The sequence below is a fragment of the Methylotetracoccus oryzae genome, assembly GCF_006175985.1.
Taxonomy (GTDB): Bacteria; Pseudomonadota; Gammaproteobacteria; order Methylococcales; family Methylococcaceae; genus Methylotetracoccus; species Methylotetracoccus oryzae.
On the sequence record NZ_SRSH01000018.1, the window covers coordinates 70,801 to 85,262 of the forward strand.

Here is a 14,462-nt window from a genome sequence, read left to right on the forward strand (position 1 = left end):
GCGACATCACCGCAGGGAAGCCATGACCGGAACAGAATCTCCCGACTACCGGCAACTGCTGGAAAACCTCGGCGACGCATTCGTCGCTACCGACCTGTCGGGGCACATACAGCGCTACAACGCGAACTATCGGGAAATGCTCGGCTATTCGGACGACGAACTGGCCGGCCTGAGTTGCCGCGAGATCACCCCCGGCCACTGGCATGCGCTGGAAGACGAGATCATTCAGTCTCAAGTCCTGACCCGCGGCTATTCCAACGTCTACCAGAAAGAATATCGCCGCAAGGATGGCACGGTCTTTCCGGTGGAACTGCGCGCGCTGCTGAGCCGCGACGAAGCCGGACAGCCCACTGGCATGTGGGCCATCGTCCGCGACATCTCGGACCGCAAACGCGCGGAACGTGAACTGAACGATGCCCTCCGCTTCTTCCGGGCAGTCATCGCCTCGCTGCAGGATGGGTTTTCGCTGATCGACCCCCACGGCATCCATCTCGACGTCAACGAGGCCCTGTGCCGGATGACCGGTTTCGCGCGCGAGGAATTGATCGGCACCGGCCCGCCGCACCCCTATTGGCCGCCGGAATGTTACGAGGAGATCGGCCGCGCCCTCCGTCAGACCCTGGAACGGCAGCCGCGCGAATTCGAACTGACCTTCATGCGGAAGAGCGGCGAGCGCTTTCCGGTGATCGTGACCCCGTCCGCGCTGCTGGATGAGGCGGGGGAAATCAGCGCCTATCCCAGCACGATCAAGGACATCAGCGAGCGGAAGCGGGTCGAGGCCGCGCTGCATGAAAGGACGCGCGAACTCGAACACTATTTCACCCATGCCGAAGACCTGCTGCTGATCACCGACACCGACGGCTGCATCCGACGACTCAATCCCCAGTGGGAAAAGACGCTCGGCTATCGTCTCGACGAACTCGTCGCACACCACTTCCTCGATCTGGTCCATCCCGATGACGTCGCCGCAACCCTGGAGGCAGCGGCAACCCTGGATGCCACGGGATCCGTCTACCAGTTCAGGAACCGATGCCGCCACAAGGACGGCAGCTATCGGTGTTTCGAATGGACCGGAACCGCGCGCGAGAGCGAACTGATCATTGCAACCGCCCGCGACGTGACGGCCCGCCTTCAGACCGAGCAGGCCCTGCTGCAGGCCGCTGCGGTATTCGAGAACACCCGCGACGGGGTCGCAATCACCGATGCCGAGGAGCGCATCGTCAACGTCAATCGTGCCTTCACCGAACTGACCGGGTACACGAAGCAGGACGCGCTCGGGAAAACCCACCGCCTGCTGAAGTCGGGCCGCCACGGAGCCAAGTTCTATGCCGCGATGTGGAAAGCCCTCGACAAGAGCGGACACTGGCAGGGGGAGATCTGGAACCGGCGCAAGTCCGGGGAACTCTTTCCCGAATTGCTGACGATCAACGCCATTCGTGACGCCAACGGGGTTCGGACCGGCTACGTCGGCATCTTTTCGGACATTTCGTCCTTGAAGGCGGATCAGGCCCGACTCGAGCGCCTCGCCCACCATGATCCGCTCACGGGGCTAATCAATCGTCGCCTGCTGCTAGACCGTATCGAACATGCCCTGCAGGGCGTGGAACGCATCGGCGAAACCGGCGCGCTGCTGCTGATCGACCTCGACCACTTCAAGGACGTCAACGACCGTCTCGGCCATGCGGCGGGAGACGATTTGCTGCAACAGGTGGCCCGCCGCTTTACCCACCGGCTGCGAAAATCGGACACCTTCGCGCGTCTGGGCGGCGATGAATTCGCCGTGATGCTCGAGCCCCCGATGAGCGCGCCGATCGCGGCGTTCATCGCTCAGGAACTACTCGACGCCCTGAGCGGGGAGATTGCGCTCCGTTCGGGCGACGTCGTCGACATCGGCGCCAGCATTGGTGTCGCGCTGTTTCCGGAACATGGCCGATCCGTGGCCGACGTCATGCACCACGCCGACGTCGCGCTGTACCAGGCCAAGCGCGAAGGGCGCAACGTTTTCCGATTCTTCAGCGAAGAGCTGACGCTCCAGGCGCGGGAACAGGGCCAGATGGAACAGCGCCTGCGCGAAGCACTGCAGAGTGACCGCTTCGCACTGCACTATCAGCCCCAGCTCGAAGTCGGCAGCAACCGGATTATCGGCGTAGAAGCGCTGGTCCGTTGGCTCGATCCGGTCGACGGCCTGATCCTGCCGGGACAGTTCCTCGCCCTCAGCGAAAAGACGCGGCTGATCGTACCGCTGGGCGACTGGGTGCTTCGCACCGCCTGCCGGCAGGTGCAGGCCTGGGCACGGGAGGGCCTGCCCCCGATGCCGCTGGCCGTCAACCTGTCAGGACTGCAGGCGGCGCGTTCGGACACGGCGAGCCGGATCCTGGAAATCCTGACCGAAACCGGCCTGGCCCCGCAGTTGCTGGAGCTCGAAATCGCCGAAGGAACGCTGAACGAGGATCCATCGGGCGAATGCGAACTGTTCGTCCGGGTCCGGAACCTCGGCATCAGGCTGGCTCTGGACGATTTCGGGACCGGTTGTTCCTCCCTCAGCCGGCTACAGCGCTATCCCATCAGTACGCTGAAAATCGACCGGCGGTTCATCGCCGGCCTGCCCATCGACCCCGCAGCCGTGCAAATCACGAAATCCATCATCGCACTGGCGCGGGAGTTCGGCTTTCGCACCGTGGCCGAAGGGGTCGAGACGCAGGCACAGCTCGACTTCCTCGCGAGGCACGGCTGCGACGCCTGGCAAGGTTATCTGTTCAGTCCGCCGCTGCCGGCCGAGGAATTCGCGGAACGCTATCGGGGAAACAGCTGAACGCGCCCGTCGCCGGCGCGCCGGGGAATCGGCGCCGCGGCTAGACCGTTTCGCGCAGCAAGGCGCTGATGCGGCCGGCAAACCCATCATGCAGCGCGTTCAGTTCGGCCAACCGAACCTCGGCCCGGGCGGGCGAGCGCCGGCTGAGCAGATTGTTGCCCACGGCATGCAGTGCACTGTGTATTCGGGCCAGTTCACCGAAGCCGGCATGACTCCGAAAAGGCCCCGCCTCCGGGCTGCTCAACCACTGCCACAGGTGGCAGCCGCGTTCGGGTAGGGGCGCGCATTGAGCCTCGCCGTCGCGGATGCAGTCGGCAACCCCCTGGACCCAGGCCCGATGCTCCACTGCAGCGAACAGCAGCGGCTTCAGTTCGCGGCCGACCGGGTTCGCGTCCCGCCACGCCGGAACGGGCTGCCACGTCCGGAGCCATAGCGGGAGTTCATTGGCCGGCATGGGCCGGGCGATCGCATAGCCCTGCGCCTTCTCGCAACCCATCTGCAACAGTAGCTCGCCCTGTTCAAGGGTCTCGACCCCCTCGGCAATCACCTCCCTGCGGAAGGCGCTGACCAAGCCGAGAATGCCGTCGATGATCGCGAGATCGTCGACGTCCGAGAGCATGTCCCGAACGAAACTCTGGTCGATCTTCAGGAGAGCGGCTGGCAGGTTCTTCAGATACATCAGCGACGAATACCCCGTGCCGAAATCATCCAAAGCGAAGCGCACCCCGATGTCTCTGCAGGTCCTCATGATCCGGGCGACATGCATCACATCCTGCAGGGCCGCGGTTTCCACCACCTCCAGCACGAGCTTCTCCGGAGCGACTGCCGGATGCGCCTGCAACAGGGCGTTCAGGCGCTCGACGAAATCGCTCTGCTGCAACTGCTGAGCGCTGATATTGACGCTGACCGTCAGGTCCACCCCCTCGGCGCGCCACCGTTCGAGTTGAGACAATGCCGCGTCGATGACCCACTCGCCCAACTCCACCATGAGCGGGTGATCCTCGATGGCCGGCAGGAACTTTCCCGGGTACAACAAGCCTTCCTCGGGACACTGCCAACGCAGCAGTGCCTCCGCGGCCACGGTCTCTCCTCGCCGCATGTCGACCTTCGGCTGATAGTGCAGCACGAAAGCCCGATCATCGAGTGCGCGCCGCAGACGACCGATCAACGCATGCTGTCCCTTGACATCGCGGTCATGCGCGGCGTCGAAGAAGTGGCAGCGATTCTTGCCGGTCAGCTTGGCCTGGTACATCGCCTGATCCGCCTGACGCAACAACTGGTCCGCATCGATTTCCTCGTCCTGCGGATAGAAGGTGACCCCGATGCTGGCGGAAACCGAGAGCATCACTCCCCCGACCGGCACCGGCTGTGCGGCCGTGACCAACAGGCGTGACAGCACCGGCTCGATCGACCCGGCCGGCTCAGAACCGGCCAGCACCACGGCAAATTCATCGCCGCCAATGCGTGCAAACGTGTCGCTTTCGCGCAGCGTACCGGCCATGTACTGGGAAAGTGCCGCCAGCAACTGGTCGCCCACCGCATGTCCATGGCGGTCATTGACCGCCTTGAATCCGTCGAGGTCGATGTAGGCGACCGCGACCCGGCGCTTGTTGCGCCGGGCCTGAGCCATGGCCTGCCGCAAGCGGTCTGCGAACAGTATGCGATTGGGCAACCCGGTGAGCGCGTCATGGTGTGCCAGCTTCTCCAGGCGGCGCTCGTGCTCCTGCAAGCGCTCCCGCTCCCAGATCTCCCGCCGCAGACTTTCGTAGAGGCGTGCGTTGGTCAGCGAGACTGCCGCCTGGGCGGCGATCAGTTCCAGCAAGGGCACCGTTTCCAGCGGAAACGCGCCGGCGACCTCCCGGTGCTCCAGATAGACCAGCGCCATCAGCTGGCCTAGATTGGACAGTGGTACAACCATTGCGGACAGTACACCGGCCCCCTGCAGGTAACGGTCGTCGGCGAACGGGCTGTCGTCCTGCGCCGAGATACGCACGGTCTGCAAGGTGTTCTGGACGTAGTTGATCAGCGACTGCGGAATGTCTTCCAGTTGCTCCAGCGGCAGATCCGCGGGCGCCGGGCTCGCGGCGGTCGTATCGAGTGCGAGTCGCAAACCGCTGTCGGTCGCGAGGAACATCACGACGCGCTGCGCCCCCGTCATCCGGCCCAGGTTGGCAACAGCCGCCGCGACGACCTCGTCGACCATGGTGTGGTTCGAGATCATCTGCGCCACTCGGGCGGCATTTCTCAGATCGCACTCGGCGAGGAACCGCAAGCCTGTGCCGACATCGCCCGGGGACGGCGAAGAGGCCGCGAGAAACGACTGAGCCAGCACCGCATCGGCCTGCCAGCCACGATAGGCGATCCGTGCCTGATCCCGATAAAAGTCGGCGACAGGGGACCTGTTCCGCGAGGCCCACAACTCGGAGGCTCGCATCGCAATCAGGCCGACACGCGGTTGCCAGCGCTGAGTTCGAGCCGCATCGATAGCCCTGTCGTAGGCATCGAGCGCCGCCGGCCATTGGCCGTCGAGACGCGCCGCCTCACCCTCGAGCCACTCGGCGGCGTAGGCATACGTGTCCGGCGCCCCCTCGGCCCAGGCCCGGCACTGCAGGCACAGCTCGGCGATTTCGCGGCGCGCCTGCCCCGGCGAGACGCCCAGGCTTTCCGGCACCCACACCAGCAACAGAGCGCGGAGCAGCCGAAACTGCGCAGCCGGCAGCAGCCCCTGCGTGGAAACGCTGTCGATGCGTCGCTCCGCCTCGATCAGACTCGCGGCCGCCGGTTCCGGCAGCTGCAGGTGGCAAAAGGCCTCGGCTTTCAGGATGTGGTAGATGCAGAGCACCTGCAGATTGCCATTCTGCTCGCAGCGTGCCAGGTAATCGGCTTCCGCCGTGCCGCGCCAATCGAAAGCGACGGGCACTGCCTCACTGTCGAACGGAACGCACAGACCATGACAGATGCGGAGCAGGCCTTCGATGAGATCGACTCCCCAGCGGTTCTTGCGGTCCGCGCAGAAGGCGAGATAAGTCTCGATTTCCGCCCGGAGCTCCGGCAGGGACACCCCCTGATAGAAACGGGAGTACGCGTTGTGGCCGAAACCATAGGCCGCGTACTGAAGGTTCCCGGAAGACAGACCCGTGTTGTAGGCTTCGAGGTAATCGTTGCTGGCCTGGACCAGGGGAGCGCACCAGTGGCGCAGCGAACTCCCCATCATCAGATAACCGACGCTGACGTCGCCGGGGGAGTCGAAGCGTTTCAACAACTGCTCCGTTGCCGTCAGCAGTTCCGCGCACTCCGCAGCACCGCCCTGCCCGACGTGCGTCAACAGCCCGCCGAACGCGGGATAGCTGTAACTGGCGCTGGCGGTCGTACCGTATTCCAGGCACAGACGAATCTCCATGGCGACGATCACACCCCACAGGTCGGGATGAGACCGATAGCATGGGGGTCCCATGCTGGTCAGCAGCAGCATGACGGCGCGCTGTCGCGGGTCTTCCATGACTGGCAAGCTGCCCAGGGCAGCGAGCCTCCGATCTCCGAGCAAAGCACGAATGCGGGTCAGTTCGGCGTTGCGAGTCACCGCGTAATCCGCGGCCGGCAGCGTCACGTTGAGCAGCGCCAGCCCGGTGCGCGCCGTCTCGATTGCCTGTGGGTACAGAGCCCGCACAGTGTACTGAGTGACCAGAAGGTGGAAGAGCGACGCCTTGCGCAGCGGATCGGGTTCGCGCGCGATCGCGCATTCCAGAAACGCCCTGGCCTCGTCGAAATGGCCATTCAAGGATTCGAGTTCGCCGCGTTCGCGGTAGAGATCGAAAGCGAGACCCGGTGACCAATCCCAGACCGCCTCGCCCGCCGGAGACATCCCGACTTCCAGATAACGCCGTGCCGCGCCGTAGGCCGCGCAAGCCTTGGCCTTGCGCGCCGCCAGCAGATTGAGGCGGGCCAGGTCCAGGCGCTGTGCCGCGGTATCGAGCAGAGGAAGCGCACGGTTCAGGTGATCGGCAATGTCGAAGATGCGCGCGTCGATCTCGGCGGCTGACAACTCGTCGAGCATCTGGCGGGCTATCTGGCAATGGGTGCCTGGCCTGGCCTCCGGCGACAGCAACTGAAGAGCCGCCTCCTGCACGCGGTCGTGCAAGAACCGAAACTCGCGCACGATCAGCCGCGACGACACGATACGGGCGGCCACGGCCGGGACGATCAGCTCCTCGCCTACCGCGGGCGACAGCCCGTCGTAGGCTTCGACCACAGTGCACTGCCCGAGCCGGGCCACCCTCTCGACATCGAAGCTTGCGCCGAGGCAAGCGCCCCAGGCAAGGAGAGAGCGGGTTCTCTCCGGCAGCGCATCGAGGCGGCGGATCATCAGATCGACGACGTTGTCCGCATAAGCCACCCCCTCGATGGCATCCATCGCCCAGATCCAGCGCATCAGGGCCAGGTCGAACGTGATCAGTCCATCGCCGTGCAGGATCCGCAGGAACTGCCAAAGGAAGAAAGGATTGCCCCCGGTTTTTCGCTGAAGAAGACCCACCAGCGGCTCATCCGGCGCCAGCGACTGTGCCAGTGCATCGCTCAACAACAGCGCGATCGCGTCACGTCGGAGCGGCTCCAGGAACAGTTCGGTGAGTTGCAGATCCGCACCTTGCTTGATCCGCTGGACCGCCTGCGACAAAGGATGGGTCGGTGGTACCTCGTTCTCCCGGTAGGCTCCGATCAACAGCAGGTTCCGGCAATCCGCATCGGTGCTCAACAGCGTGAACAGGTTCAGCGAGGCCGAATCCATCCACTGCAGATCGTCCAGGAAGACCACGAGCGGCCGCTTCGGCCGGCAACAGGCCCGGATGAAATCGCGGAACGTCTGATTGAAACGGTTCAGCGCCTCCATCGGCGGCAGTTCGCTGACCGGTGGCGGCGTGCCGATCAGCATAGCCAGACTGGGCAGCAGGTCGGTCATCAGGCGCGCATTGGCGCCCAGCGCCTCAGCGAGTCGCTGGCGCCACTCGTCCAGGCTGTCCTCGGGTTCGGCCAGGATGAAGCCCAGCAGCTTGCCCAAGGCTTCGAGCCAGGCGGCGTAGGGAAGAACACGTTCGCGCTGATCGAATTTGCCGGCAACGAACAGCGCCTTTTGCCGGGTCACCGGCACATAGGTTTCGCGAATCAGCGCCGTTTTTCCGACTCCAGAATACCCCGCGATCAGCACGATCTCGCGGGAACCGCGGCAGGCTTTTTCGTAGCAACTCAGCAGCAACTGGCGCTCGGCTTCGCGTCCGAACAATTTGTGGGACGTCCGGAACCGGAACGAGACATCGTAGGTGCCAACGGCGAGGTCGGTCGCCGAACCCGCCGTCACCAGTTCAGTGGCGATCCGCAAATCGGCTCGCAGTCCTTCGATGCTCTGGTAGCGATGTTCCGGATCCTTCGCCAGCAGCTTCGTGACAAGCGACGACACGAAACGCGGAATACGCGGATCGATTTGTTCGGGTGGCGTCGGGACCAGCGCCAGATGAGCGTAGATCAACTCCGTCGGATCCGCTGCCATGAAGGGCGGACATCCCGTCAGCCATTCATAGAGACAAACACCGAAGGCGTAATAATCACAACGGTAATCCAGCGGGCGGTTCATGCGGCCGGTCTGCTCCGGCGCGACATAACGCAAATCGCCCGGAATCAGCCAGGGACTGCCGATGTCCCGATGCTCCTGCGTCACCCGCAGCGCCCGGGAAAAGTCGATTATCCGTATCTTGCCGTCGCTCAGGCGCAGGTTGCGCGGAGCCAGATTGCAGAGAATCAGGCCGGACGCATGCACCTCGGCGAGGGCTTCGGCCAGTGCCTGCGCCAGACGCAACACGTCGGTGAGCGTGTCGGTCGCACCGACATCCGGCGGCCTGCTCCCGGGATCGCTGTAGCGCAGCGCGACCTGCGAGCCGTCCTCCTCCCGCGCCTGCAGCGGCAGCATGCATTCCAGCCGAAACGTCGAAACGATCTCGAATTCGTTCTGCAGGGCGCAGGTGGCATCGGTCGCATCCCGACCCGCGGTGCGGAGAATGACAGCGGCATTCCCGGCGACGCCCGGCAGAAACTGGGTCAGTATCGAACTCGCTTGCCTTTCCGCCACGCCCCCTCCGTCAACGTCCCGCCGAGCAGACAACCAGACCGGCCTAATCTGACATCCCAATAGCTGCCCGCCACATCGCTGCCCTCGACCCGAAGCCCGATCGCCATTTATGGGACGACGCAGCTAGCCGGCAAGGGCAGACACAGCAGGAGAGCGAAGCCCGACACAGGATACTTCAACCCCCGGACAACTACCCGCATCGCGGTACCGAATACGGTGTAGGCCAACGGACGCCGCCTTGGGTCGCGAGCAGGTCCCGTGAGGAGTTCAGATGACCCGCGCAAAGAGGCCGGCACTACCGGCCAGAACCGCGTATTAAGTTCAATCGGGCTAGGGTAATATGCCGGAACGTAGAATCAGGGAAAGAGCCGGCCGCGCCTCAGGGATTGGCGGTCGTCATCTGTGGTGCCCCGTCGGGCGCCGGTCGCTCAGGAGAACCAAAATGCTTGAACGCCCACCGTGCGCTCTGCCGGTCGAAGGCGGACTCGAGAAATGCCCCACGGGCATCCGTGGCCTGGACGAGATTACCGGCGGCGGCCTGCCGCGCGGGCGTTCCACGCTGGTCTGCGGTGGCGCCGGCAGCGGCAAGACGCTGCTGGCCATGGAATTCATCGTACGCGGTATCCGGGAGTTCGGCGAACCGGGCCTGTTTCTGAGCTTCGAGGAAACCATTCCGGAGTTGATCCAGAATGTCGAATCGCTCGGCTTCGGCCTCGCAGGACTTATCGAGCAGAACCAGTTGGCGCTGGACCACATCCAGATCGAACGCGCCGAGATCGAAGAAACCGGCGAGTACGATCTCGAGGGTTTATTCATCCGCATCGACCATCTACTCCGGCAGACCGGAGCCCGGCGCATCGCCGTCGACTCGCTGGAGGCCCTCTTCGCCGGGGTTCCGAGCGAAGCCATACTCCGTAGCGAGTTGCGGCGGCTGTTCCGATGGTTCAAGACCAAAGGCGTCACGGCTGTCATCACGGCCGAACAGGGCCGCAATTCGCTGAGCCGCCACAATCTCGAGGAATACATCAGCGACTGTGTGATCTTTCTCGACCACCGGGTCGCGCAGCAGATCGCGACGCGCCGCTTGCGCGTGATCAAGTACCGCGGCTCGGCTCACGGGTCCAGCGAGTATCCGACGATGATCGACGAGCGCGGCCTGAGCGTGCTGCCGATCAGTTCGCTCAGCCTGAACTATGCAGTCAGCACGGAACGGGTTCCGACCGGCATTCCCCGTCTGGACACGATGCTGGACGGCAAGGGCTATTACCGTGGCAGCACGATACTGGTTTCAGGCAGTGCCGGCACGGGCAAGTCCAGCTTGGCTGCGGCCTTTGTGAATGCCGCGTGCCAGCGGGGCGAGGCATGCCTGTACCTGGCCTTTGAGGAAGCCCCCGCGCAAATCCGGCGCAACATGGCCTCGATCGGGTTCGATCTGGGTCAGTGGGAAAGCCGAGGGCTGCTGCGGTTCAACGCCGTTCGGTCGACTGCCTACGGGCTGGAGGAGCACCTTGTTCAACTCCACAAGCTCGTCCACGAGTATCGGCCCACTGCGGTCGTCATCGACCCCATCAGCAACCTCTGTTCGATCGCCGATTTCCACGAGGTCAAGGCGATGCTGTCCCGGGTGATCGATTTCCTGAAGAATCTCAACATCACGACGATCCTGACCAGTCTCGAAGAGGCCGGCTCCGAAAAGACCGACGTCGGGATCTCCTCGCTGATGGATACCTGGCTGCTGCTTCGGAATATCGAAACCTCTGGGGAACGCAACCGACTGTTATTCGTCCTCAAAAGCCGCGGTATGGCGCATTCGAACCAGGTCCGCGAGTTCCGGCTGTCCGACGAGGGCATTCAACTCACCGATGTGTACAACGCGGCAGGCGCTGTGCTGACCGGTTCCGCGCGCCTGATCGCGGAGTCACATCACCGCGCCGAGGAGAGCCTCCGGCGGAGGCAGGTCACGCTGCGCCAGAACGAACTTGAGCAGCGGCAGCGGCAAATTCGGAGCCAGATCGAAGAGCTTCAACTACAGGCCAGCTATCTGAAGGAGGAAATGCGCGCACTCGCGGCGGATGAGCAGGCCCGCCTCGAGACCTTGGCGCAGGAACTCGGAACGGTCTCACAAGCCCGACAAGCCGATTGACCCGAGGCCCCACCATGCATCCACATGAAAATACCGCCCTGGCTCCGGATGACTCTGCGAACCCGGAACGTTGGGAGTTACGGCTGTATGTCGCAGGCCAGACACCGCGGGCGCTCACCGCCTTTGCCAACCTGAAGAAACTGTGCGAGCAGCATCTGTCGGGCCGCTACTCGATCGAGGTCGTCGATCTGCTGCAGAACCCCACCCTGGCCGCGGGGGAGCAGATCCTGGCGATTCCGACCCTGGTGCGCAAGCTGCCGGAGCCGGTGAAAAAGATCATCGGTGATCTGTCAAACGAGGAGAGGGTACTCGTCGGTCTGGACCTTCGCCCGAAAGAACGCTGAGGTGTCGCCCATGCTCAAGCCCGAATCGCAGTCGACGACCGAAGCTTTCGAGGCGGCGCTACAGGCCAGTACCGAACAACATTATGAACTGAGGCTCTACATCGCCGGCATGACGCCCCGCTCGCAGGAAGCGCTACGCAATGTCACGCAGATCTGCGAGCAGCATCTGGCCGGGCGCTACACCTTGCAGGTGATCGACCTGTACCAGAATCCTGTCCTTGCTGCCGGAGAGCAGATAATCGCCGCACCGACCTTGATCCGGACGTTGCCACTGCCCTTGCGCAAGCTGATCGGCAGCATGGCGGATGAGGAAAGGGTTCTCGTGGGTCTGGATCTGAAGCCGATCGAACCGCCATGAGCCAGACTCCGCAGCGGCTTCGCGAAGCCGTCGATCTGCTTGCGGAAAACGAGGCCTTGCGCGCGCGGCTCGACGAGGCGGAACAGACCCTCCAGGCCATCCGCAACGGCGACGTCGATGCGCTGGTCGTGGCCGGGCCTAATGGCGACCAACTCTATTCCCTGGCCGGCGTCGAAAGCACCTACCGCCTGATCGTCGAAACCATGCACGAGGCGGCACTTACGGTGACCACCGACGGGACGATCCGGTACTGCAACCGGCGTTTCGGGGAACTGCTGAGAACGCCTCTGAACCAGGTGATGGGGAGCCCTGTCGCGAACTTCACGGCGCCCGCGCAACGGCGCCCCTTGCAGTCACTGCTGGCCGAGGCGGTATCGCAACCGGTCCAGCGGCGACTGGTACTGCAGGCGGGGGACGGCACGCCGGTACCGGCCCAGATTTCCGGCAGCCGGCTGGACGTCGATGGCGCGACCGGACTATGTCTGGTGATCTCCGACCTCACCGTGCTCGAGGCATCCTCCAGATCCTTGAAAATGCTGCGCGATCAGCAGCAGGCCCTCGAGGCAAGCCAAGCCCTGCTGCAAAGCTTCTACGACAGTTCGCCCTTCCTGATGGGCGTCGCGGAAGTCGTGGGCGAGAAAACACAGGCACTGCGTGGAAATGCGGCGATGGAAGCGTTCATCGCGGCCAAAGCGGACTACCCGCCGTCATGGAACGGTCGGGAACTCGGCCCGACCGCGGCCATCGACCGCCGCTGGATCGACGCCGTGCGGCAAGCGCAACGCACCCTGGCGCCAGTGCGCTTCGAGTTCGCGACCGCGGAACCCGACACCGGGCGGTGGCTGACGGCTACCGTGTCGTTTCTCGGAGAAAGTCTCGACGGCCGGCCGCAATTTAGTCTCGTCGCCGAGGACATCACTGAGCGCAAGGCAGGCGAGGCGGAGCTGCAGCACCATCGATGGCACCTGGAGGACATGGTCGCTCAGCGCACGGCAGCGCTGCGGGAGAGCGAGAGCCGGTTTCGCGACTTGGCCGATTCGGCGCCGGTCATGGTATGGATGGCAACCCCCGACAAGCGTCGCAGCTACTTCAACGAGACGTGGCTAAAGTTCACCGGGCGCTCCCTCGAGCAGGAACTGGGTTACGGCTGGACGGAAAACATTCATCCCGACGACTATCCTGCCAGTGTCGACACTTTCGAACGCGCCTGTGACACGCGGCAGCCCTTCGAGCTGGAGTACAGGCTACGCCGCTTCGACGGCGAATATCGCTGGATACTGGATTTCGGCAAACCGCGCGATGACGCCCGCCACGAGTTCCTGGGCTACATCGGCTCGTGCATCGACATCACCGACCGTAAGCGAGCCGAGGCGGAGCTGGCATCGGCCTGGGCCGCCGCCAAGGCCGCCAACCGGGCAAAGAGCGAATTCCTGGCCAATATGAGCCATGAAATCCGTACGCCGATGAACGCCATCGTCGGCTTGACCCATTTGTTGACGATGAAATCCCGGGATGCGGAGCAGCAACACCAGTTAAGCAAGATCGTCGATGCGGCCGACCACCTGCTGGCGCTCATCGACGACATACTCGACTTGTCCAAGATCGAAGCCGGAAAGCTCCTTCTGGAAGAGACGGCGTTCAGGGTGGAGGAACTGCTCGAGGCGGTCACGGCCCTGATGAAGGACAAGGCCGAAAGCAAGGGGCTTGGATGGACCGTCGAGATCGATCCCGCCTTGCAGGAAGCCCTGATTGGTGATGCCTTGCGCTTGCGGCAGGTCCTGCTGAACTTCGCCAGCAATGCCATCAAGTTCACCGAGTACGGGGGAATCGCGTTCCGCATCCGACGGGTAAGCCAGACCCCGAAGCAACTGTGCGTCCGTTTCGAGGTCGAGGACACCGGCATCGGCATCTCCGCTGACCAGTGCAGACGCCTCTTCAATGCCTTTGAACAGGCGGACGGGTCGATCACCCGGCGCTTCGGTGGAACCGGCCTGGGCCTGGTCATCAGCAAGGGTCTGGTGGAACTGATGGGTGGCGAAGTGGAGGTAAGCAGCGAACCTGGCCGGGGCAGCCGGTTTTCGTTCACAGTCCCCTTCGTAAGGGAACCCCTGCAGGCTCAGCGGGCCCGCCTCCCGGAAACGCCCCCGGCCACGTCCGCCGACGTTGCGCGGCAGCACGCGGGCGCCCGTATCCTAATGGCGGAGGACAATGTCATCAACCAGGAAGTCGCCGTGGAAATGCTGAAGGACTGCGCGTTGCGGGTCGATGTCGCGGATGACGGCTCGCTCGCGGTCGAGATGGCGGAACGCAACGACTACGACCTGATTCTGATGGACATGCAGATGCCGCTGATGGATGGCCTCGAGGCCACGCGGCGGATCCGGCGGCTCCCCGGGCGGCAGGGCACCCCGATTTTGGCGATGACCGCAAACGCCTTCGGCGAGGACCGTGACGCTTGCTTCAGCGCCGGCATGAACGACTTCCTGAGCAAGCCGATCCCACCCGCAGTGCTCTATGGAGCCGTGCTGCATTGGCTGAATCAAGCGACCCGCGATCGGGCAAACGGCAGCCCCGGTCTGGCGAAACCCAATGGACCCGGCGTTTCGCCGGCCGACGCTGGGGGATGTCTGCCGGAGGACCACGACCTCCGTACCAGCACTGAGACGCCCGAAGACTGACCGGCTGCGATC

6 protein-coding genes are annotated in these 14,462 nt (G+C 63.9%); 5 read left to right on the forward strand and 1 reads right to left on the reverse strand.

From position 1 onward, the window contains the following. Positions 1–22 precede the first annotated feature (22 nt). The gene (locus BWR02_RS16710) at positions 23–2,812 is read left to right on the forward strand and encodes a sensor domain-containing protein (protein ID WP_162560201.1); all 2,790 of its coding nucleotides are present in this window, start codon (positions 23–25) and stop codon (positions 2,810–2,812) included. Between the two features lie 40 nt (positions 2,813–2,852). Here BWR02_RS16710 and BWR02_RS16715 read toward each other — a convergent pair whose 3' ends face one another. Continuing rightward, complete coding sequence (locus tag BWR02_RS16715) at positions 2,853–8,927, reverse strand: EAL domain-containing protein (protein ID WP_139559053.1); 6,075 nt, start codon at positions 8,925–8,927, stop codon at positions 2,853–2,855. A gap of 442 nt (positions 8,928–9,369) precedes the next feature. Between BWR02_RS16715 and kaiC the strand changes: the two genes are divergently transcribed. The 4 genes from kaiC to BWR02_RS16735 are packed head-to-tail and all read left to right on the forward strand — an operon-like array spanning position 9,370 to position 14,450. Then, the gene (gene kaiC / locus BWR02_RS16720; RefSeq protein ID WP_139559054.1) at positions 9,370–11,070 is read left to right on the forward strand and encodes a circadian clock protein KaiC; all 1,701 of its coding nucleotides are present in this window, start codon (positions 9,370–9,372) and stop codon (positions 11,068–11,070) included. A 14-nt stretch (positions 11,071–11,084) separates the two neighbouring features. Further along, complete coding sequence (locus tag BWR02_RS16725) at positions 11,085–11,414, forward strand: circadian clock KaiB family protein (RefSeq protein ID WP_139559055.1); 330 nt, start codon at positions 11,085–11,087, stop codon at positions 11,412–11,414. Between the two features lie 10 nt (positions 11,415–11,424). Further along, positions 11,425–11,772, forward strand: coding sequence for a circadian clock KaiB family protein (locus tag BWR02_RS16730; protein ID WP_139559056.1), 348 nt, complete (start codon positions 11,425–11,427; stop codon positions 11,770–11,772). Continuing rightward, a complete protein-coding gene (locus tag BWR02_RS16735; protein ID WP_139559057.1) occupies positions 11,769–14,450 on the forward strand; it encodes a PAS domain S-box protein in 2,682 nt (893 codons plus the stop codon). The genes BWR02_RS16730 and BWR02_RS16735 overlap by 4 nt, the downstream gene beginning before the upstream one ends. Positions 14,451–14,462 lie beyond the last annotated feature (12 nt).